This is a genomic window from Anaerococcus lactolyticus S7-1-13 (genome assembly GCF_000758765.1).
Lineage (GTDB): Bacteria > Bacillota > Clostridia > Tissierellales > Peptoniphilaceae > Anaerococcus > Anaerococcus lactolyticus.
The window spans coordinates 12,524-34,710 of sequence record NZ_JRMW01000023.1 but is presented as its reverse complement, the minus strand read 5'-3'; the positions used below and the strand labels follow the sequence as shown (position 1 = coordinate 34,710).

The following is a 22,187-nucleotide window of genomic DNA, read 5'->3' as shown; positions in this document are numbered from 1 at the left end:
TCCGCATAAGGAGCCGCTTGTGTGGTGTAACGGAGGGGGGGTCAAGGGGGAGGGCGATGAGGGACGACTTGCCCAGCGGCCGAGAGCGGCGGAAGGTCCCTTGGGCCTCCCCTTTGAACGAAGCAGTTATGTTAATGACTGAAATAATATAAGAGATAAGTTGATTCTCGGATAAAAGAAAAAAGATGTTAATCCTGGATTAATAGACTCACCTAGTGAAAAGATAATTTATCTCGGATAAAAATCTTGGATAATAAATAAAAAAGAATATAATATTTCCTAATGAGGTAAAAATAACAAAGCGCCAGATCCCTTTGGGATGACGAGGGAGGAAGTTATCGAAAATTCGGCGGGAGCTTCCTGGGTTCACAGCCCTAGTGTTAGACAAAAGCAGAGAGCAATTTCTGTGACAGAGAAGACACAGTGGCCTCATGAAAAATTTAATAAGGAGGCACTATGTGCGGAATAGTTTGTTATAAGGGCAAGCTTGATGCTAGGGAAGTAATCGTAGATGGTCTTGAGAAACTTGAGTATCGTGGTTATGACTCGGCGGGGCTTGCTGTCATTGATGAGGGCAAAATTTCTGTGGTTAAAAAGGCAGGTAAGCTTGCAAACCTCAAAAAAGCTCTAGAAGAAAATCCGATTGATGGAAAGATTGGTATAGGCCATATTAGATGGGCAACCCACGGAGAGGCAAGTGATATTAATAGCCATCCCCATCTTTCAAATAATGGAAAAATTGCTGTAGTTCACAACGGAATTATTGAGAACTATAGGGAATTAAAAAAAGAGCTCGAAGAAGAAGGTTATACTTTCAGATCAACTACAGATACAGAAGTTATAGCCGTCCTACTAGAAAAATATTATGACGGAGACCTTTTAGAGGCTGTAAAAAAAGTTAAGGATAGACTTGAGGGTTCTTTTGCTTGTGGGATAATCTCAGCTGATGAACCAGACAGGCTAATTGGCATGAGAGTCGAAAGCCCACTTGTAGTTGGCCTTATGGAAGAAGGAACCATAATGGCAAGCGATATTCCTTCCCTTCTAAAATATACCAAGGATGTAATTTACCTAGAAAATGGAGATATAATCGATATTAAAGTTGGTAGCTACACCATTTATGATAAAAATAATAAGGAAATTCAAAGGGAAATCAAAAAGATAAGTTGGTCGGTGGATGCAGCAACCAAGGCTGGTTACGATCATTTTATGATCAAAGAAATCAACGAGCAGGCTGCAGTTGTTAAGGAACTTTTAAATTTGGATATCAAAAATGGAGAGGTTGACTTCGAAGGAGATTCTTTTAGCCAAGCTGAAATCGAGAGCTTTGAGAGAATCTATATAGTAGCATGTGGTACAGCCTACCACGCTGGATTAGTTGGCAAGGTAGCAATAGAAAAACTTGCGAAAATTCCTGTTATATGCGACCTCGCGTCAGAATTTAGGTACAATGATCCATTTTTGGATAAAAAAACTTTGGTAATATTCATATCCCAATCAGGCGAAACTGCAGACAGTCTAAAAGCCCTAAGACTTGCCAAGGAAAAAGGAGCAAAAACCCTTCTAATCACAAATACCTTGGCATCATCCATGGACAGGGAAGCAGACAAGTCTATTTACTGCTACGCAGGCCCAGAAATTGCAGTAGCATCAACCAAGGCCTACACCAGCCAAATCCTAAACCTCTACCTACTTGCCCTAGATTTTGCTAGGAAATTAGTTAGGATTTCTAAATATGATTACGATAAAATAATTGAAAATTTGAAGGAAATTCCAGAAAAAATCGACCAAATCCTAGTCAAAGATGAAATAATAAAAGATTTTGCCAGAGAAATAAAGGACCAACAAAGTCTATTCTATATAGGCAGAGGGCTTGATTATGCAACAAGCATCGAGGCAGCCCTCAAGCTAAAGGAAGTATCCTATATTCACACAGAAGCCTTTGCGGCAGGGGAATTAAAGCATGGAACAATTTCACTTATAGAAGAAAAAACTCCAGTCATAGCAATAATGACCCAGAAAAACCTCACAGGCAAGAGCCTATCAAATGTAGAGGAAGTAGTTGCAAGGGGAGCAAATGTATTTATAATCACATCCCACAAAGACGCAAGGATGGAAAAAATAACAGAAAAAATCTGCGAAGTGCCAGAGACTTTAGACATCCTCTACCCACTCCTAACAGTAATCCCAGCTCAACTAATGGCCTACTACACTTCAACAGCCAAAGGCATTGACGTTGACAAACCAAGAAATCTAGCAAAATCTGTAACAGTTGAATAGAATTTTAAGACACAAAAGCCTAGGCTAATTTTGCCTAGGCTTTTAAAATTATTATCAGATCTTAACCCCCTATTGACCTTGTTTCTTTTTTTATTTCTTCTGGTATTAGTTTGTTTGAAAAATAAATTAGGGCTGCTGTCAGGACTGTGTCATCTACATAGCCTAAAACTGGGAAGATGTCTGGGATTACATCTGCTGGTAGGGCGATGTAGATTAGGGAGAGGGCGGCGAGGAGTTTGGCTAACATGGGTGTGTCCTTGTTGGTTAGGGCTCTAAAATATCTTGGTATTAATCTTCTTAATTTATTCATAAGCTTACATCCTTTATATAAAACTTTAATTTTCTTAACTTCTAATATCATTATACTAGGAAAAATTAAAAATCAAGTGAATATTATTAATGTGTTATTTTAATTTATTCAAAAAGCCTAGTCTTTATTTAAAAAGATGGCTTTGGGTATAATAATATAAAGAAAGAAGGTAAAAATGGGAATTAGATTTAGAAAAAGTATAAATTTAGGCAAGGGATTTAGGATAAATATGTCTAAGTCTGGACCAGGATTTTCTTGGGGTGGCAAGGGTTTTAGGATTACAAAGAAAGCGAGCGGTGGCTTTAGGACTACTGCCTTCCTACCGGGGACAGGTCTTTCCTACCAAAAAGATTTCTCAAATCCTTTTGGGGGAGGAGTTAAGAAAAAATCCAGCCCTAAAAATGAAATTTTTAGCAATGATGATTCTAAAATTGAATCTAGAGACTTCGGGCTTGATTTTAAAAACTTGGAATCAACTGGACTTAAAGATGTTATAGACGAAGCTGGCTACAAGTATCCATTAAGAAGTATGGGGCTTTTGGTCTTTATACTTGGCATTGTCCTTACTTTCATAAGGCCCTTTCTTGTGATTGTTGCAATAATAGGGGCTCTTATGTATTTTTACAAAAAGAAAAGTCCGGTTGAAATCGAATACGATTTTGAAGGTGATTCGGGCAAGGAATACGACCTTACCAACAAGCTTCTTCGAGGGATTTTAGAAAGCGACAAGGTTTGGTTGGTTGATAAGATTGAAGCAGATGATGATAAGAACCTAATTACAGCTAGGAAAGAATTAAGGCTAAGAGAAGGTCTCGCTGGTGATTTAAGTACAAATGTAAAAGTTTATAGCCTAGAGGCAGGGGATTTGACCCTATCCTTCCTACCTGATGCCCTTTTGATAAACAAAAATGGAGCGAATAAGGCTATTGATTACAAGGATATGGAAGTGGATTTGAGAAGCGAAGAATTTCTTGAAGAAGAACTTATATCAGATGCTACTTTGATAAATAAGACATATCTCCACGTAAATAAGGACGGAACAGCTGATAAAAGATACAAAGACAACCCCCTTATAAACCACGTAGAATACGGGGTTTTAGAGATGAAAAATAAGGATATGACCCTGGTAATTGTCTTTTCAGACACAGTCATAGATGGTGAATAAGATGGATATTGATTTAAGAAAAAGAAATTTTATAGCCCTTAAAGATTTTTCTGAAAGGGAAATACTATATTTAATAGACTTGGCCGCTGAATTTAAGGAATTAAAGGTTCAGAGAAAGCTCCACAAATATCTAGAAGGACAAAATATCATCCTTCTTTTTGAGGAAGCCTCAGCAAGAACCAGGACTTCTTTTGAGATAGCTGCTGCTGATTTGGGAATGACTACATCTTTTATTAACTACACCCAGGCAAAAATGGGCGAAAACGAATCAATTGAGGACACATTTTCTGTTTTCGACAGATATTATGATGGAATAGTCTATAGGGGACACGAGCAGAATCTACTAGAAAAACTTGTAAAGATAACAGAAGTTCCAATTTATAATGCTATGACTGATATGTTCCACCCTTCTCAGATGATTTCAGATATGCTTACCATTAGGGAAAAATTTGGCTATCTAAGAGGCTTGAAACTCGCATATCTAGGATATCCTGGCGATATTATGCCAAACTCTCTTGTCATCACTTGTTCAAAACTTGGTATAGATTTTGTAGGTTGTGGGCCAAGGAAGTTTTTTCCGAGAAGAGATTTGGTTAGACTTTCAAGAAAGTTTTCCGACAAGCACGACTCAGATGTCATTTATACAGATGATCTTGAGGAAGCAGTGGCAGATGCCGATATAATCTACACAGATATGTGGATTTCCCTTACAGAAAAAGAAAATCCACCTATGGATAGGATAAGAAGACTTTATCCTTATAGGGTGACAGATGAGGTTATGGCAATGTGCGACAAGGATGCGATTTTTATGCACTGCCTGCCAGCCTTCCACGATAAAAAGTCAAATCTTTCCCAAAAAGTACTGGCAAAACTACCAGAAGATATGAAGGATTGGGATTTTAACGGGATGGAAGTTGCTGATTCAGTTTTTAGGTCAGAAAGATCCATGGTTTTTGACCAAACAGAAAACAGGATTCCTGCCGTAAAGGCAATTTTATATTCAACCTTAAGATATGATTAGAAAAAAAGCTGGTAAGAGATTTGTAAGCGATCTTTGATTATCAAAGACCGCCTACTTATCCTATGCCAGTTTTTAAATGTTTATTTTTTGAGAAACCAAGGAATTACTCGATTTACCCTCCTGCAATATAGATCATATTCTTTCCCGAATTTAGCCTTTAGATATTTTTCTTCGCTTGCTTTCATCAATATTGTCAAAAACACCCAAGAGATTATTGGCAAGGTCAATAAAAAATAATTTTTCGCAAATAAGAGTATGCCTGTAAAGATAAATATAAAAGCTGTATAGACTGGATTTCTAACTGTTCCGTAAACTCCATCAGTAATTAGGATATCAGCTTTGACATTTGCATGTATTTTTTGTATCAGGACAGCTCTTACCCATATATATAGGCTGAAAAATATCATAAATATTCCTGGGGCTACAAAAAGCAGACTAATTTGACTAGCTTCCCCTAATTCTAAAAATCCCTCATAATCTAAAATTAAGCTAGAGTCAAACAAGATAGGACGTAAAGAGGCTTCACTCCAAAGATTGAAAGATGTGGCTTATTTGATTTCATTTAATCCTCCATTTAAAAAATAGTATAAATTTCATTTATATTATACGCGCTAGGATAAGCTTTAAGTAAAATTTTATGCAAGAATAGGTGTTAATACGAATGAATATTCATTTTTTTGAAGCAAATGATGGCAGGAATTGTTATCAATATCAAATGAATAAAAAAACTAAAATTAAGAAAAACGATAGGTATATTTATGTTATTTCAATGTTTTATCTTATGAATTATTTTGCATAAAAACTTGAATTAAAAAAAATATCAAATATAATGATAGTGTGATATTTATACAATATTAATATGTTTTATAAAGGAGAGTAATATGTTAAACAAAAAGATTTTAAGAATCGGTGCAGGAGTTTTAGTTGGAGCTCTTGGGGGAAAGATTTTAAGCTCAGAACTTGCTAAAAAAGCAGCTGTAGGCGCTGTTGCAGGTGGTCTTAGAGTTAAAGAATCTATTGATAAGACAGTAGAACAAGTAAGAGTTTCTGCTGATGATATAGTAGCAGAAGCTAAGGAAGCAAATGCTAAAGAAGATTTAGAAAGAGCTAAAAAAGCAGCTGAACTTAACCTAGATGAAGTTGCTAAAGAAGACCTCATTAATCAAATCAAAGAAGAAGTTAAGGCTGAACTTAAAGAGGACGAAGATAAATAATGAGGGCAAGTTTAGCCCACAGGCTAGATACCAGGGCTAGGTTTGTCTATGAAGAAGATCTTAGCTTTGACCTAGCTAATAATTTAAAGTATTTAGTCCAAGGTCAAGACGGGGTTAAGTTTTGTAAGGTAAATCCTCTTGCAAATTCTTTTACAGTTACATTTGAAAAGGGAAGCCTTCCAAACCTTGCTAGATTTATCCTAGACCTTGATTTAAAAACAATTAAAGACTTAGTTATTGACGATTCTGATTTTTACCCACAAGAGGAAGAGGACGTTTTTAGGATTCTAAGGAATGCATTTTATAGGAGGATTTTCTTTAGGTATTTCATACCAGCACCTCTGAGTCCATATTTCATTATGCTCAGGGCTTATCCATTTATTAGGGATGGTCTAAAGGCAATCCGCCAAAGAAAGTTAAATGTAGATCTCTTGGATGCTACAGCTATTTCTGTTTCCTTGGCAACAGGTGAATTTGGAGATGCAGCTAATATTATGTTCCTCTTGGATTTAGGTGAGAAACTCGAAGAATATACTCTCAAAAAATCTCAAGATGACTTGGCTCATTCCCTTGCCCTAAATGTTGACAAGGTATTTGTAGTAGAAGATGGCAAAAAAATTCTAAAGCCTCTCAAGGAAGTAGAAGTAGGCGACCTTGTTTCAGTAGAAATGGGTTCTACAATCCCAGTGGATGGAGAAGTTGTAGAAGGCCTTGCCATGGTTAACGAAGCATCCTTCACTGGCGAAAGTGAAGCTGTTAAGAAAAATAAAGGCTCCGTTGTATTTGCAGGAACTGCCCTAGAAGAAGGTGGCATCCTTGTTAAGGTTAATAAAAAATATGACGATTCAAGGTTAAGCCACATCATAAACCTTATTTCTGAAAGTGAAAGAAATAAATCACTTTCTCAAAAGAAGGCAGAAAATATGGCTGATTCTCTTGTTAAGTATTCATTTATAGGGGCAGGTCTTACCTACCTACTCACAAGAAATTTCATCAAAGCTAAATCATTTTTGATGGTAGACTTTTCTTGTGCCCTTAAACTTACAATTCCTATAGCAACCATGAAGGCCATTAGCCAGGCCTCAGATATGGACGTTATTGTAAAGGGTGGTAGGTTCTTAGAAAACCTATCTCATGCTGATACCATAGTCTTTGATAAAACAGGCACTTTAACCAAGTCAGAACCAAGACTTGCCAAGGTCATTGCCCTTACAGATATAAGCGAAGATGAGTGTTTGAGAATTGCAGCTTGCCTTGAAGAGCATTTCCCACATTCAATCGCCAACGCTGTTGTAAAGGCAGCCAAGGATAAGGACCTCCACCACGAGGAGATGCATTCAAAACCAGAATACATCGTAGCCCACGGTATCAGGTCATATATAGTTGATAAACCAGCCCTAATTGGATCAGAACACTTTATCCTAGAAGACGAAGGTATAGAAATTACTGAAGAGACCAGGGAAATGATTGATAAACTTAAGGAAAATTATTCTCTTCTCTACCTAGCCTTTGCTGATAAGTTGATTGCTGTTCTTTGTATAGAAGATCCAATAAGGGAAGAAGCAGAAAGTGTTATAACAGATTTAAGAAAGCTAGGCTTTAAAGAAATAGCCATGCTAACTGGCGATGCAGAAAATGCGGCAGCTTCTGTTGCTAACCGTCTAGGCCTTGACCACTACCAGTCTCAAGTCCTTCCTGAAGATAAGGAAGCCTACATCAGAAAGAAAAAGGCTGAAGGCAGAAAGGTCATCATGATTGGCGATGGTATTAATGATTCTGTAGCCCTATCAGCTGCAGATGTTGGTATAGCTATGCATCAAGGAGCTGATATAGCCAAGGAAATTTCAGACATATCCATAGGCACAGATAGCCTAGAAGGATTAATAGAAGTAATTAAACTTGCTAAGTCCATGGACAGGAGAATTAAGGCGGACTACAGAAAGATAGTAGGAATAAATTCTGGTCTAATTATCCTAGGAGTGTTGGGAATCTTGTCAAATACAAATTCATCCCTAATCCACAATATGTCAACAGTAGCCATAGCTGGACAAAATATGAATAATTACAGACTATAAATTTTTTGAAGGTGACAAACCAAAAGGTGAGTCACCTTTTTTATGTAAAAATAAAGGGTTAAGGGAGTTTGAATTTCGTTTTGGATTTCTTTGCTATTTATTCCTTGACATATTATAAATTCGGTTGTATTATTATACTAAATAAAAATGTGATTACAGAAAGACAGTTTGAATGAATTACCCTAGAGAAAAGACGGTTGGTGCAAGTCTAGTAAGGATTAAAGCTTATTCCCTCTGTATGCAGAATAGCCGAAACAAGTAAGCTATTACGGAAGCTACCGTTATCAGAAGCAAGGAGTTGTTAGACTCCTGTTGAGGTAATCTTTTAGATTATAAAATTAGGTGGTACCACGAATTTACACTCGTCCTATATGGACGGGTTTTTTTGTTAGCATTTTTATTTGAAGAAAGGAGTTCTTATGAAAAAAATATTCACAAAAATAGCCGGAACAATCTTTGTGCTGGTTGGCATTATCATTTTAGGCTCATGTGGTAATAAGGAAGGCAAAAAAGAATACATAATTGGGGTCATCCAGATAGCTGACCATCCGTCACTTGACGCAGCCAGGGAGGGATTTTTGGAGGAACTTGACAAGGAAGGCATATCTTACAAGTTAATTGACCACAGGGCAGGTGGAGATATTTCTCTAATTCCCCAATTGGCATCCGACCTTAAGATTAAGGGGGCGGATTTGATTTATACCATAGGTACACCTGCCGCCCAGGGAGTTTACAACATAGTCAACGACAGGCCGATATTATTTACAGCCGTCACAGACCCTATCGGTGCAGGTCTGGTTGATGAAAAAACCAGGACAGGCAAAAACATAACAGGGGTTTCAGATTATGTGGATCCGGCCAAGGTTATTGACGATTTTTTAAAGGTTTATCCAGAAACTAAAACTTTCGCTACTATGTATAACACAAATGAGCAAAATTCTCTTGTGCAAATCGAGGCTTTGGAAAAGGCAATCAAGGAGCGTGGCCTTAGTTTAAAAAAACAGGGAGTTTCATCAATTAATGACATTCCCCAAGCCCTTGCTAGCCTAAAGTCAGGTACAGATGCTATGGTAACTGTCACTGACAATGTGGTTGTAAATGCCATGCCAGTTATAGCCAAGACTTTGAAGGATGAAAAAATTCCAAGTCTTGCCTTCGATGAAGGTTCGGTAGAAAATGGTGCCCTTATTGCAGAGGGTGTTAATTACAAAAAAATTGGACAAAGGGCAGGTGAGATGGCAGGGGAAATCCTAGAGGCAAACAAGGATATAAAAGAACTCCCATTTGAAGATGCCAAGGACCTAGAAATGCTTGTAAACAAAGATACAGCAAAGGACCTAGGACTTGATTTAAAAAATGAAGGTCTTAAAGATGCTAAGATTATGGAAAAAAAGGAAGGAAAATAGATGACAGTTTTACTAAATATAATGGCCTCATCGGTTGAAATAGGCCTTGTCTTCGGCGTACTCGCCATGGGCTATATGCTCACTTACAAAATTTTGGAATACTATGACCTAACACTTGAAGGATCCTACCCACTAGGAGCCTTCCTAACAGCAGCTGCGATTACAAGTGGTTTAAATCCTTATTTGGGACTTATCTTATCAGTTATTGGTGGAGTGGCAGCGGGTTCTATTACCTATTTTCTCTACAAAAAAGTGAGGGTTGAACCACTCTTAACTGGTATTTTGACCCTAACCATGCTTTATTCAGTGAATTTAAAAATTAAGGGTGTATCTAATATCCCTGTTGCCCAGTATCCATCAATTTTTGGTGGCGTGCCTAAATGGATAATCCTAATCGCCTTTGTTATTATTATTAAAGTCCTAATTGATTATTTTTTAAGAAGTGAGCAGGGATATCTTTTAAAAGTAACCGGCAACAACAGAAAGCTTGTTAAAGCCCTTGGCAAGGACCCTGACACCTACGTATTTTGGGGACTTATTATTTCAAACGCCCTAATCGGTCTTGCAGGAGGTCTTATGACCAACTACCAAGGGTTTGCCGATATAGGCATGGGCACAGCTATGATTGTTACAGGTCTTGCTTCAATCATAATAGGAGATACAATTGCAAAAAATTCGAACAAACTAAGAGATACAACCAGGGCAATTTTAGGCGCTATCGTCTATAGGATTATTTCAGGAATAGCCATTTATTTTGGCCTAAATCCTAATGACCTAAAGCTAATTACAGCCCTAATCGTAATCGCCTTTATCGCCTACAATAACTACCTTGGCAAAAAACAGTACAGAAAGTTGGTAAGAGATGTTAGAAATTAAAAATATATCAAAAACTTTCAACCTTGGCACTGATGAAGAAGTGACAATTTTTGATAAGTTTTCACTTAAAATAGAAGAGGGAGTAGCAACTACCATTATAGGGCCAAATGGTTGTGGCAAATCGACCCTTATGAATATAATCTCTGGGGCCCTTAGGGTTGACGGGGGTTCGATTTTAATTGACGGGGAAGATGTGACCAAGCTTTCCGAAGAAAAAAGAGCAGCTTATATTGGTAAGGTCAACCAAGACCCTAAGGATGGAGTCGCTACCAACCTTGATATCTACGAGAACATGGCCCTCGCCTTAAAAAAAGGCAAGAGATTTACCCTAAAAAACCTAAAGAAAAACGCTGACGAGAAAGAGATTATAGAAAGGCTTAAGTCCTTGAATCTAGGACTTGAAAACAAACTCCATACCAAAACTGGACTTCTATCTGGTGGTCAAAGGCAGTCCCTATCGCTTCTTATGGCAACAGCCAAGAGGCCAAAGCTCTTGCTCCTTGATGAGCACACAGCAGCCTTAGATCCTAAAACTAGTCGTAACATCATGGACAAGACAAGAAGCTTAATTGATACAGAGAAAATAACTACCCTACTGATTTCCCACAACCTTAGGGATGTTGTGAGATATTCTGACAGGATAATCATGCTCAACAAGGGAAAAATCGCTATAGATGTGATGGCAAAAGATATAACAGAACCTGAGTTAATTAGAAAATATAAGGAAGAACTCGGCGAATACGAAGGATAAAAAACTGGCTAGGAATGAAAATTCGTTATAGAATTTCATCCTAGCCAGTTTTTGCTAAACAATTTTAAAGGGTTAACACTTAGCTTTAGACTTTAAACTAAGCCTTGGGAAAAATTGGAGGGTTCCAAGGCTGTAGCTTATTTCTTTATAAATTTTTTATAAAGAGCGAATGCTGCCATGCCTATAATTGCATTTACCACTATAGATCCGCCTGGCTTGATGTCGAAATGATAGGAAATTATTATTCCTACCATCATGTAAATAACACCAAGGATAGTAGTTATGAAAAAGGTTTGTTTGTAGGATTTGGCGACTATAAGTGATGTTGCCACCGGAAGAACAATGAGGCTTGTTACCATCAAAGCTCCGATTATCTTAACAGACAAGGCTATGGTTATAGCTGCAAGAAGGGTAAAGATGGCATCAAGAGCCTCTACCTTAACCCCAGAAAGCCTTGCAGTGTTTGGGTCAATGGCGATGGCTAAGAGCGCTGAATATCTGGTAACAGAAAGGACTATAACCAAAATAAATACTACAGAAGTATTTATGATATCAGTTGTAGTTACCGATGAAATCGAACCAAAAAGGTAGGATTCAAAGGAATTGCCACCGGGAGCGAAATCTGATAGGATGGCTGCTATGCCAAGACCTGTAGACATGATTACCGCTGTTGCCATATCCCCATATTGAGGGAATTTTTTTCTTATTAATTCTATTAGGAAGGCTGCCAGTACACAAATAATGGCAGAACCTACAAGTGGGTCAAAACCGAGAATAAGTCCCATACCAACACCAGCAAGGGCTGTGTGGGAAAGGGCATCTCCGATCATGGATGTCTTTCTATTTACCATGACTATCCCTATAATAGGAATCATAATTGAAAGAAGGAAGCCTAAAAATAAAGCTTTTCTCATAAAGGCAAATTCTAACATCTTACTAGCCTCCCTTCTACCATTTCATATTTTTGCATATTTAGGTTAAGACTTTCCATTTCCTTTAATTCGTGGGTAACCATAACAATGGTAATGGAGAATTTCTCTGAAAGTATATCAATGGTTTCAAAAAAGTTTGCCTTGCTCTGTTTATCAACACCTGCTGTAGGCTCATCAAGGATAAGGATTTGAGGGTTGTTAATCATAGCCTTGGCAATCATTGCTCTCTGCGCAAGACCACCAGACAATTCATTGACTGGAGTGTTGATATATTCTTCCATACCCATTTTTGTAAGGATATCTCTAGCCTTTTGATAGTGGGCTTTTTTGGGGATTTTGATAAAGCCAAAATCCTCGTAAAGGTTTAAAGATACTAGTTCTAGGCAAGTTATAGGGAAGGATATTTTATTTACTATATTTATTTGGGGAACATAGCCTATATCCTTATAGGACTTGTAATCTTCGATATTCTTGCCCAAAATTTTTATAGAACCTGTATCTTTTCTTAGTTCACCTAACATTAATTTTATTAAAGTTGACTTACCACTGCCGTTACCACCAAGGATAAGGGCCAAATCTCCCATTTCTAATTCGAAATCACAAGATTTTATGACGGGGATTTTATTATAGGCAAAAGTCACATCTTTTATTTCTATTGCTTTCACTTTTCCTCCTCGACCATAGACTTGTAGAGATTTTCAAGATTCATTCTCATTAAATCAATGTAAGATTGGTTCTTATCTTTTTGTTCTTTGCTCAAATATTCCATAGAGGCAAGGGGAGAAATCTTGCCACCTATTTCTTCTGCTAAGGCCTTTGCTTGTTTTGGATTTTGCCCGTATTCATAAAAGACAGTCGAGATGTGGTTAAATTCTGAAAAATCAATTGCCTTTTTTATTGTCTTAAGACTTGGGCTTTCTAAACTTGTTAGGCCCTGGAGAGGGTATTGGGTTAGGTCAAAATCTCTAGCCAGATAGGCGTAAGCGTAATGTATGGTTAGGAAATTTTTCCTAGTCTTATCAAGCTTTGCGAATTTTTCTTTATATTCTGCGTCTATATCTGTCAATTGGTCTACATATTTTAGTTTGTTTTTTTTGTAAATTCTTTCGTTTTTAGGATATTTTTCTATTAGCTTTTCCTGGATAGCATTTAGATATTTCTTGGCATTTACAATAGAAATCCAAGAATGTGGGTCATAGGTAATTTTATCAAAACCCGATGAGGAGCCTTCCATAAGGGAGACTTCCTTGCCTTCATCTTTTAGGAAATTGCCCTTGCCATCTACAAAACTGTAAGGCAGCAAGTCTTCGCTAATCCTATCAGATATAAAAATCCACTTACCCTTATCTGGGAAATCAAAATAAACTTCGCCAGATTCGTGACCCATCTCTACTCCATAAACCTTGCCCTCTTCTACCTTGTTAGTAGATTTTTGGTGGACGAGTTCGCCTTTTTGGCTCATTATTTTCTTGGCTTTGTTAACCAAGTCTTTTTGCTTGAGGCCTTCATCCTTGATAAAGGCAACCCTCATCATGTCCTCATGGGTGTGGCCAAAGTCGATTTTATTTTTGCCAGCTTTTAGATCAAGCCTTGCCAGGTATTGAAAATCGCCTATAGCTGCAGCACCCTTATAGGTAATAAGGTCTACAGAATCAGAAAGCTTTAGAATGTCAAGATTTGGCAAGTTTTCTTTTACAGTATCAAGCCAAGGCTCCATGTTGGCCCCATTTACAACTAAGAGGTCGCAGGAAGCGAGCTTTTTCATATCCTTAGGAGAAGGCTCCCAGATGTGGGGATCCTTATCTAAAGGCATAAAACTCTCCACCCTTACAGTATCCCCACCTATCATCTGAGTGAGGTCGTGGACTGGGTAAAATGAAGTGTAAATTAGGGGTTTATCACCAGTCTTTTTTTCGTGTTTTGAGCAGGAAGTTGCTAGGAGAAGAAGAAGAATAGGAAAAATCGCTAAAAATTTTCTACTCCCTTTTTTTAGGCCAAGCAAGCCTTGGCCCAGGGAGAAAATCTTATTCAGTAATTTCATCTATGATTTGTTGGTCAGTTGAAGATGGTTTTACAAAAGTTGGGTACCATCCTTCTTCCTTAAGTAAGCTATCCTTATCATCACCATATCTCATGTGGAAGTGAGTTAGACTTTCTTCACCGTGGATAGGCATCATTAAAAGAACCTTGTAAGGAGCATCTTTGCTTGTAGCTTCAAATACATCCCACTCAAGCTTATGACCACCGTGTTCTACTTCTATTTTGTCTTTATAGGTATAATCAGCTTCACCGATAACTTCACCCTTAGCATCTGGGAATTCTTTTAGGAATTTAACATGGTCGCCAGAGATTTCTAGACCACCAAAATCACATTTTCTCTTCTTTAGATAGCCTTCTTTGGCAGATTTTTCATCTGTATTTTCTTTTTCAGCAAGAGTTTTGAAAGCTCCTTGGATTTCAGGTTTTTCTAAGTAACCACCCATATTGTTCCATTCGCCTTCCCAATCAGCTATGCTTGCCTTATCAGCTTCTTCAGCTGGTTTTTCATCTTCAGCAGGTTTTTCGTCCTTAGCTTGTTCTTCTACTTTGGTTTCTGCCTTTGTATCTTCTTTAGTTTTTGTATCAGCAGCATCTTTTTGACAAGCTGCAAGGATAAGACATAGTGAAAGTAGGGCTGTAATAGTGTATTTTTTATTAAATTTCATAATTATTACCTCTTAATTTTTACATTATTTTCATTAATCGATTAACTGACTATGATAATGATAACATCTATTAATTAGAATGTCAAGAATGATTTGCATTATCAAAAAAATAATAAAAATTTAACAAGAAAAAAGATGCTTGAGCACTCTAGAGAAATATTGGAAATAAGAGCTTAGTAAGGATTGGATTTAGAGTTAAGTGTGTGCTTAAAAGCTGACTAAAAAAACAAAAAACCAGTTGATTTTGAAAAAAGAAATATAAAATCACAAAATATTTGAAGAATTAAATCGAAAAAATAGTGGGAGATGAAAGTAAAATATACAAAATTTATTAGGGAATGAAAAATAAAAATCGAAGTCGAAATGGAAGATGGAATTACAAATGTAGGATAGATTAAAAAATGTTAGTTAACTAAGCTTAAAACTTGATTTTATACTAAAAATATTTTTATTAGGTAATTACCGAGCAAAAAAAGTGACTGGACCTTTTTAAGATGCCAGTCACTTTTAAAATCCCTACTTCTTTGTATAGTTTGGAGATTCTCTTGTAATTTGAATATCGTGTGGGTGGTTTTCTACTAGGGAGGCTGGGGAGATTCTTACGAATTTTGATTTTTCGTAAAGTTCTTTGAGGTTGGCAGCTCCTACGTAGCCCATACCAGACCTGAGACCACCGAGGAGTTGGTAGATAACGTCACCAACATATCCCTTAAAGGCTACACGGCCTTCAACGCCTTCCGGTACGTATTTTTTGGTGTCATTTTGGAAATATCTATCTGATGAACCTGATTTCATGCTTGCGAGTGAACCCATGCCGCGGTATTCTTTAAATTGTTTACCTTCGAACATGATTGTCTCGCCTGGGCTTTCCTCAGTTCCTGCAAAGAGGGAACCAGCCATTACAACATTTGCTCCACAGGCTAGGGCCTTGGTTATATCGCCAGAATATTTTATACCACCGTCTGCTATTACTGGGATGCCGTATTCTTTGGCAACTTCCACGCAGTCGACAATGGCAGATATTTGTGGCACACCAACACCAGTTACAACCCTGGTTGTACAAATTGATCCAGGACCAATTCCGACTTTAACACAGTCGACGCCAGCTTCTATTAGGTCTCTTGCGGCTTCGCCTGTTGCGATGTTACCAGCTATTACTTGGAGGTCTGGGTATTTGGCTTTGATTTTTTTGACAGCTTCTATAACGCCTTTAGAGTGTCCGTGAGCAGTATCAAGGGCGATTACGTCAACCTTTGCACCGACAAGAGCGTCAACTCTTTCCATCATATCACCTGTGATACCAACACCTGCACCAACTAGGAGTCTGTCTTGGGCATCTCTTGCTGAATTTGGATATTGTCTGGTTTTTTCTATGTCTTTGATTGTGATAAGTCCCTTTAGCTTGCCTTCGTCATTAACAATTGGGAGTTTTTCAACCTTACCAGATTCCATTTTCTTTATAGCATCTTCCATACTGATGCCTTCTTTGCCCAGGATCAAATTATCCTTGGTCATAATATCGTCAATTAGGACGCTTTCATCATCTTGGAATCTCACATCTCTGTTTGTAAGGATGCCTTTTAAGCACATATCATCATCGACTATTGGTACACCAGAAATCCTGTAGTGGGCCATGATGTCAAGGGCATCACCGAGGCTGTTGTATGGGTGAAGATAGAAGGGATCAGTTATAACACCATGTTCACTTCTCTTAACCCTGTCAACTTGAGCAGCTTGCTCTTCTATTGACATATTTTTGTGAATAATACCAATACCACCTTGTCTAGCCATGGCAATAGCCATTTCATACTCGGTAACAGTATCCATTGATGCTGACATTAATGGAATATTTAGCTTGATTTTTTTTGTTAAGTTTGTTTTGATTTCTACTTGATTTGGTAAAACTTCAGATGGGCCTGGTACAAGAAGTAGGTCATCGAAAGTTAAGCCGTCGCCTATAATTTTCATATTAATCTCCTCTTTTCTTTGATTCTAATAGAAACAATACACTCTTTTAAAGCAAAATCATTGCTTTTTGCAACACTCTATTCAATTATTTTTCTTACTATACCTTTAAAAATATGACTCGTCTAATGATTTTCCCAAGAGTTTTAAAATTGGTAAATTTACAAGGAAATTAGGGGTCTTGTCCCTACAAATAAAAAAAATCGCCCTGGCGGACGATTTTAATTTATTATTTATCTAGCAAGATGGTTAATAAAGATATAAAGCAAATAAAAGATATGAGCGACTATATAGCAATTATATATATTTAACTACAAATAGGAATATGGATTTCTGTCAAATACCTATCTACCATATTTTCTAGGAAGGGATCTAAAATATTTATGCAGATAAAATCTTTGGAGAAATTCTTATCTGGAAATTTTTTCTTAGCCTCTTCCACAACCCTTGGTATATCGGCATAAGGACCTTCATAAAAAAATCTTAGGGCCTGGTATTTGTCTAGATATTTTATAAAGTCTTCGTATTCTTCTTTGACATAATTAAAGCCAACTAGGGCCCCAAAAACTTTATCGTAGGATCTAATTTCTTTTTTGTAATTATAAAAAACTAGGGTTGGATAGTTGAAAAACAGGGAAGAGTTGTAGATGTTCTCTTCATAGCCAAGGGAATAATATATCATAGGTGGGCTAGAAATAAAATCATAGTCTATATTTTTGCTGATTTTTAGTTTCTCATCAACAAAATCCAACTTTCTATCTATAGTCTGTATAATTTCTGATAATCTCTCTTGTTCTTTAAGGATCATATCTGCCTGGAAATTTAGTTCTTCTTTTAGGGTGTTTAGGTTATCATGGCTTAAAAGGTCCTTGATTTTTTCTATAGAAAATCCTAGGCTCCTAAGAAATTTTATAAAAGAAAATTGAGAAAATTGATTGTAGGTGTACTTTCTATAACCGGTCTTTGCATCAACCTCACAGGGTTTAAATAAGTCTATTTTGTCATAATAAATCAAAGTTTGCCTACTGACATTAAACATATTGGCAAATTCACTTACGGATAAATATTTCATCACAACCTCCTCTATTATCATACTAATTTTTATCGTCATTTTAAGCAAGAAAACTCCCACATTTGCCATAAAAGTGAGAGTTTAGAAATTTTTTTATAATTAATAATATTATGAGATTTTGCCATCAGGAATAATTTTATTTAAGATGATAGCTACTAGGGCAGAGCTTGCTATAGATGATCCTAGGATATATTGGATTATAACAGGTAGGCTTTTTATAAAGTCTTCTGGGATTAGGTTTAATCCTAGGGCAAAAGACATAGATATGATCAAAATATATTGACCCTTACTATCAAGCTTTATGTTTTTGACCATATTAATCCCTGCTAGGGCAATAATACCACTTGTTACCAAAAATACTCCACCAATAGCAGCTGATGGGATGACTGTGATGATGGCTGACAATTTGCCTGAAAAACCTATTAGGATAAGGATGGCGCCAACAAAGGTCATTATGTGCCTGCTAAAAACTTTGGATAGGGCAAGGACTCCCACGTTTGAAGAGTAAGCTGTCATTGGGCTTACTCCAAAAAGTGAAGATATTATATTGGCAATTCCAAGCCCTGTTACACCCTTGTTGACCCTTTCTTCTGTGAGTTCTGTTTGGGTTGTAGAACTTGTTGCAAGCCATGACCCAACAGTCTCTGTCATTATTACAAAGTATAAAATAATCATAGTAAAGACTGACGCTAGGTCAAATTTTATAGAAAAGTCAATAAAAGGTAGGGCGGGCCTTGCAAAAAAGCTAGCGTTTTTAACTGGTTCAAAATTGCCATAACCATAAGATAAATAGACTAGAAACCCACATAAAAGAGCAAAAATACCAGACCCTATCCTAGAAATAGAACCTACCTTATTATTTTTTTCACCAAGGATAGAAAAAACCATCATGGCAAGCATTGTTATAAGAGCAATTGTTATATTTTCTCCCAAGCTAGCTTCATTTTCTACAAAAATTTGCGAATTTAGAGCTAGGGGTATGAGGGAAAGCCCGATATTTAAAACTATACTTGCTCCAACAACTGGAGATATCAAGGACTGGAGGATTTTGTTAAATTGCTTTGATAACCCTATCATAACTTGGACAAAGGCACCTATTAGACAAGCGCCAACCACATAGGCCCAAGAATCGATATTGCCACCATTTATCATGTAAATTCCGATAATACCGCCAACAGGCACAAAACTTGCACCATAGACAAGGGGATATTTCATAAAAACTAGGGCTTGAATTAGGGTTGTTATTCCTGATACCAAAAAGGTTGATTGGATTATGCTCACCTTTTGGGCGTCGTCAAAAAGTAAAATTGAAGCTATGATTAAAGGCACAACATAAGCATTCATAACTAAAGTGTGCTGGAGGGCAAGGACTAGGGCCTTGCCAGTGGGGATTTTTTCTTCTATTTTTTTCTCGTTGGGATTTTGTATATTATTTTCCATCTATTTGACCCTTTCTCCTTGGATGTAGACTTCTTTTATGTTTGAAGATTCTGATAAGAGCAATAATTTGTGGAGGACATCTATATCAGAGAGCTCCTCATAAAAGTGTGGAATTGCCTCATCTATTTTCAGAATTTGTATATCAAAGGCATAGCCTTTTTCAAGTTTTCCTATAGGTAGTTTTAGGGCCTTGCCACCTCCTGCTGTCGCAAGGTAAAAGGCTCTATTTAGAGTTATTGACGAGTCTTTTCTGCCTCTTTTATCACTAGCTAGGGCTGGATCTACTCCGTCGTTTAGCATCCTAGATGAGATAACAGCTTGTCTTATAGCTGTATACATGCTAGGGCTATAACCACCGGAAATATCAGTAGCAAGACCTACATTTAGGCCGTTTTCCTGGCAAGTTTTGACAGGTAGGACTGCATTTGCAAAATAAGCATTTGAAATCGGACTGTGGGCGATACTTGCGCCTCTTTCTGCCAAAAGTTTCATATCTTCTTCTGATAGGTGGCAAGCGTGGGCTAGGATAGTTCTTTCATTTATAAGCCCAAACTTATCTAGAGCCGTAGCATCGTGGATTCCGTACCTCTCTATAGCATAACCATGCTCCCAGTCGCTTTCGCTAACATGGCTTTGGATATGGATATCTTTATAGGTTTTAGCAAGCTCTCCAAGGCCTTCTAGGGCCTCATCTGAACAAGAAGGTATAAACCTAGGCGTGATTACAGGATATACTTTTTGCTTGTAGGTATCCTTTATGGCTAAAACCTCATCTATAAAGAGCCTTGATTCTTCAATAGCATCTTTGGCTGACTTATCCCTGCAATAATCAGGGTTGGCAGTAGGATCATCCATAACAACCTTGCCAACAAGACCTCTTTGGCCAAGAGTTCCACAGATTTGGGCGAGAAGAGTAGATGGCGCCCTATCAACGCTTGAAAAATACATTGCAGTTGTTGTACCGAATTTCAAAGTTTCTTTTACCAAATCTCTATAAACCATGTTGGCAAATTCTAAATCCCTATACTTGCTTTCAAGTGGGAAGGTATATTTACCAAGCCAAACTTCTAGTGGACTATCTAGGGCAGTACCAGCTTGTGGCCACTGGGGAGCGTGGTTGTGAAGGTCTATAAAACCTGGCAATATGTATTCATCATCAGCTAAAACCCTGAGTTTGCCATCTTCTAGTAGCTTTTGTCTTATTTCATCATAAGCAGCATGAGATTTTTCATAAATTTCTTCTATAAAACCATCTTCGTTTATTAGAAAAATCCCCTTGTTTATAAATTTAACTTGGTCAAAACTTTTGCTATAAAAAGCTTTGGCTTCTATTGCAAATGACTTATTCATTGTTACCTCCTGAAGATTTTGGAAATATCATATAGCCTATAGTAGCTATACAGTCAAGGAGAAAATAAAAAAATCGCCCCGAAGGACGAATTTTTTATTCATTTACCATTAGGTAGTTGTAGGCACCTAGGGCTGCTGTGGCACCAGAGCCTGCTGCGATTACAATTTGTTTAAACTTGCTATCGGTAGCATCGCCTGCAGCGTAGATTCTTTCGATGTTGGTAGATCCATCATTAGCTGTGATGACCTCTCCCATCTTATTCTTTTCTATACCTGAATTTCCCATCCAATCAGTATTTGGAATTAGACCGACTTGGATAAAGCAACCTGCTATATCAAGCTTGTTTTCTTCGCCACTTATTCTGTCTGTATATTCGAGTCTTTCAACCCTGCCTTCGCCGTAAAGACCAGTTGTTTGGGCGTTGGTTATGACTTTCACATTATCAAGGGATTTTAATTTCTTTTGTAAAATCTCATCTGCCTTTAGTTCTGGCAAAAATTCTAGGACTGTTACGTGTTTTACAATGCCCGCAAGGTCTATAGCTGCCTCTATACCAGAGTTGCCGCCCCCGATTACAGCGACGTTTTTACCCTTAAAGAGTGGACCATCACAGTGGGTACAATAGGCAACGCCCTTGTTCCTAAATTCAGTTTCACCAGGGATGCCAATTAGTCTCCACCTTGCACCTGTTGCGATTATTGCAGTCTTGGCAAAAAGTTTTGCTCCATTATCAAGGCTTATTTCAACCTTGTCGCTAACTGCCTTTATTCCATCTGCAAGGACACCCGTCATTAGGTCAACATCAAGGCTTGTCACTTGCTCTTTCATTTGAACCATGAAATCAGGGCCTTCTGTGTATTTAAAACCAGGAATATTTTCTATGGACAAAGTCTCATTGACTTGACCACCAAATTCGCTGGCAACAAGGCCAGTTTTGATGCCCTTTCTTGCAGCGTAAATTGCAGCTGTAGCAGCTGCTGGACCACCACCTATAATTAGGGTATCGAAAAGTCCCTTGTTGGCAAATTCGCCCTTATCAACCTTGGTTCCAAGTTTGTCTAAAAGACTTGCTAGGGATTGCTTGCCACCTTCGAAAAATTCTCCGTCTTTGAAAATGGCAGGAACAGCTAGAACATCTCTAGACTCCGCCAAATCTTGGAAGGTGCCACCGTCGATCATAGTGTGGTTGATTTTTGGATTTAAAATCGCCATTATATTTAGGGCCTGAACTACATCTGGGCAATTGTGACAGGAAAGGGAAACGATGGTTTCAAAGTCTGCTGGGCCCAAGGATTCAATTCTTTTTTTGTCAGAATCGTCAATCTTTGGAGCGATGCCTCCAGCTTGGAGCATAGCTAGGGCAAAGGAAGCAAACTCGTGGCCAAGAGGAAGACCAGCAAAAATAATTCTTCCGTGGTCAAAAGCACCCTTGATTTCAAAGGAAGGAGTATATGGCAAATCTTTTTCGACAAGCTTAACCTTATCTGAAAGAGCCACAACTTCTTCTACAAATTCTCTAACTTTTTTTGACTTTTCATCATGAGCAGAAAGCCCAATAGTGACCTCTGTTTTCAAGAGGCCAAAGTATTGGGCTAACTGGTTTTTTAGATTAGTATCTAACATA

General features: G+C 37.6%; 19 protein-coding genes. 8 read left to right on the top strand and 11 right to left on the bottom strand.

What is annotated here, in order from left to right:
- Nucleotides 1-456 precede the first annotated feature (456 nt).
- The gene (gene glmS / locus HMPREF1630_RS01915) at nt 457-2,280 is read left to right on the top strand and encodes a glutamine--fructose-6-phosphate transaminase (isomerizing) (protein WP_037326559.1); all 1,824 of its coding nucleotides are present in this window, start codon (nt 457-459) and stop codon (nt 2,278-2,280) included.
- Nucleotides 2,281-2,341: 61 nt separating this feature from the next.
- Here the strand turns inward: glmS and HMPREF1630_RS01910 are convergent, their stop codons facing one another.
- A complete protein-coding gene (locus HMPREF1630_RS01910) occupies nt 2,342-2,590 on the bottom strand; it encodes a YkvA family protein (protein WP_037326556.1) in 249 nt (82 codons plus the stop codon).
- 175 nt (nt 2,591-2,765) lie between these two features.
- On the opposite strand from HMPREF1630_RS01910, the gene HMPREF1630_RS01905 reads away from it, so the two are divergent.
- Together HMPREF1630_RS01905 and argF are read left to right on the top strand one after the other, a co-directional pair.
- Nucleotides 2,766-3,755 carry a DUF4236 domain-containing protein gene (locus HMPREF1630_RS01905; RefSeq protein ID WP_037326555.1) on the top strand — a complete coding sequence of 330 codons (990 nt, stop codon included), beginning with the start codon at nt 2,766-2,768 and terminating at the stop codon, nt 3,753-3,755.
- A 1-nt stretch (nt 3,756) separates the two neighbouring features.
- Entirely contained in the window at nt 3,757-4,776 is a 1,020-nt protein-coding gene (gene argF / locus HMPREF1630_RS01900; protein WP_037326552.1) for an ornithine carbamoyltransferase, read from the top strand.
- A gap of 80 nt (nt 4,777-4,856) precedes the next feature.
- Here argF and HMPREF1630_RS01895 read toward each other — a convergent pair whose 3' ends face one another.
- Nucleotides 4,857-5,183 carry a methyltransferase family protein gene (locus HMPREF1630_RS01895; protein ID WP_231549499.1) on the bottom strand — a complete coding sequence of 109 codons (327 nt, stop codon included), beginning with the start codon at nt 5,181-5,183 and terminating at the stop codon, nt 4,857-4,859.
- Between the two features lie 474 nt (nt 5,184-5,657).
- Here HMPREF1630_RS01895 and HMPREF1630_RS01890 point away from each other — a divergent pair, with 474 nt between their 5' ends.
- The 5 genes from HMPREF1630_RS01890 (at nt 5,658) to HMPREF1630_RS01870 (ending at nt 11,098) form a co-directional block, all read left to right on the top strand.
- Nucleotides 5,658-5,990: a DUF6110 family protein gene (locus tag HMPREF1630_RS01890; protein ID WP_004829824.1), complete on the top strand. Its 333-nt coding sequence runs from the start codon at nt 5,658-5,660 to the stop codon at nt 5,988-5,990.
- The gene (locus tag HMPREF1630_RS01885; RefSeq protein ID WP_037326551.1) at nt 5,990-8,065 is read left to right on the top strand and encodes a heavy metal translocating P-type ATPase; all 2,076 of its coding nucleotides are present in this window, start codon (nt 5,990-5,992) and stop codon (nt 8,063-8,065) included. Before HMPREF1630_RS01890 ends, HMPREF1630_RS01885 begins: the two co-directional genes overlap by 1 nt.
- A 419-nt stretch (nt 8,066-8,484) precedes the next feature.
- A complete protein-coding gene (locus HMPREF1630_RS01880; RefSeq protein WP_037326549.1) occupies nt 8,485-9,471 on the top strand; it encodes an ABC transporter substrate-binding protein in 987 nt (328 codons plus the stop codon).
- Complete coding sequence (locus tag HMPREF1630_RS01875) at nt 9,472-10,347, top strand: ABC transporter permease (RefSeq protein WP_037326547.1); 876 nt, start codon at nt 9,472-9,474, stop codon at nt 10,345-10,347. It begins immediately after the preceding gene.
- Complete coding sequence (locus HMPREF1630_RS01870; protein WP_004829816.1) at nt 10,334-11,098, top strand: ABC transporter ATP-binding protein; 765 nt, start codon at nt 10,334-10,336, stop codon at nt 11,096-11,098. The genes HMPREF1630_RS01875 and HMPREF1630_RS01870 overlap by 14 nt, the downstream gene beginning before the upstream one ends.
- A gap of 137 nt (nt 11,099-11,235) precedes the next feature.
- On the opposite strand, the gene HMPREF1630_RS01865 is transcribed toward HMPREF1630_RS01870, so the two are convergent.
- From HMPREF1630_RS01865 to ahpF, 9 genes are all read right to left on the bottom strand, one after another.
- Nucleotides 11,236-12,030, bottom strand: a complete 795-nt coding sequence (locus HMPREF1630_RS01865; protein ID WP_004829814.1) for a metal ABC transporter permease — start codon at nt 12,028-12,030, stop codon at nt 11,236-11,238.
- The gene (locus tag HMPREF1630_RS01860; protein ID WP_037326544.1) at nt 12,024-12,695 is read right to left on the bottom strand and encodes a metal ABC transporter ATP-binding protein; all 672 of its coding nucleotides are present in this window, start codon (nt 12,693-12,695) and stop codon (nt 12,024-12,026) included. Before HMPREF1630_RS01860 ends, HMPREF1630_RS01865 begins: the two co-directional genes overlap by 7 nt.
- Entirely contained in the window at nt 12,692-14,071 is a 1,380-nt protein-coding gene (locus HMPREF1630_RS01855) for a metal ABC transporter substrate-binding protein (RefSeq protein WP_231549498.1), read from the bottom strand. Before HMPREF1630_RS01855 ends, HMPREF1630_RS01860 begins: the two co-directional genes overlap by 4 nt.
- Nucleotides 14,055-14,735 carry a ZinT/AdcA family metal-binding protein gene (locus HMPREF1630_RS01850; RefSeq protein WP_037326542.1) on the bottom strand — a complete coding sequence of 227 codons (681 nt, stop codon included), beginning with the start codon at nt 14,733-14,735 and terminating at the stop codon, nt 14,055-14,057. Before HMPREF1630_RS01850 ends, HMPREF1630_RS01855 begins: the two co-directional genes overlap by 17 nt.
- 516 nt (nt 14,736-15,251) lie before the next feature.
- Nucleotides 15,252-16,703 (bottom strand): IMP dehydrogenase, encoded by a 1,452-nt coding sequence (guaB, locus tag HMPREF1630_RS01845; RefSeq protein WP_037326539.1) that lies wholly within the window; start codon nt 16,701-16,703, stop codon nt 15,252-15,254.
- 304 nt (nt 16,704-17,007) lie between these two features.
- Nucleotides 17,008-17,772: a MerR family transcriptional regulator gene (locus HMPREF1630_RS01840; protein WP_037326538.1), complete on the bottom strand. Its 765-nt coding sequence runs from the start codon at nt 17,770-17,772 to the stop codon at nt 17,008-17,010.
- 108 nt (nt 17,773-17,880) lie between these two features.
- Complete coding sequence (locus HMPREF1630_RS01835) at nt 17,881-19,212, bottom strand: uracil-xanthine permease family protein (protein WP_052039347.1); 1,332 nt, start codon at nt 19,210-19,212, stop codon at nt 17,881-17,883.
- Nucleotides 19,213-20,562 (bottom strand): guanine deaminase, encoded by a 1,350-nt coding sequence (gene guaD / locus HMPREF1630_RS01830; RefSeq protein ID WP_004829798.1) that lies wholly within the window; start codon nt 20,560-20,562, stop codon nt 19,213-19,215.
- A 94-nt stretch (nt 20,563-20,656) separates the two neighbouring features.
- Nucleotides 20,657-22,186, bottom strand: a complete 1,530-nt coding sequence (gene ahpF, locus HMPREF1630_RS01825; protein ID WP_037326562.1) for an alkyl hydroperoxide reductase subunit F — start codon at nt 22,184-22,186, stop codon at nt 20,657-20,659.
- Nucleotide 22,187 lies beyond the last annotated feature (1 nt).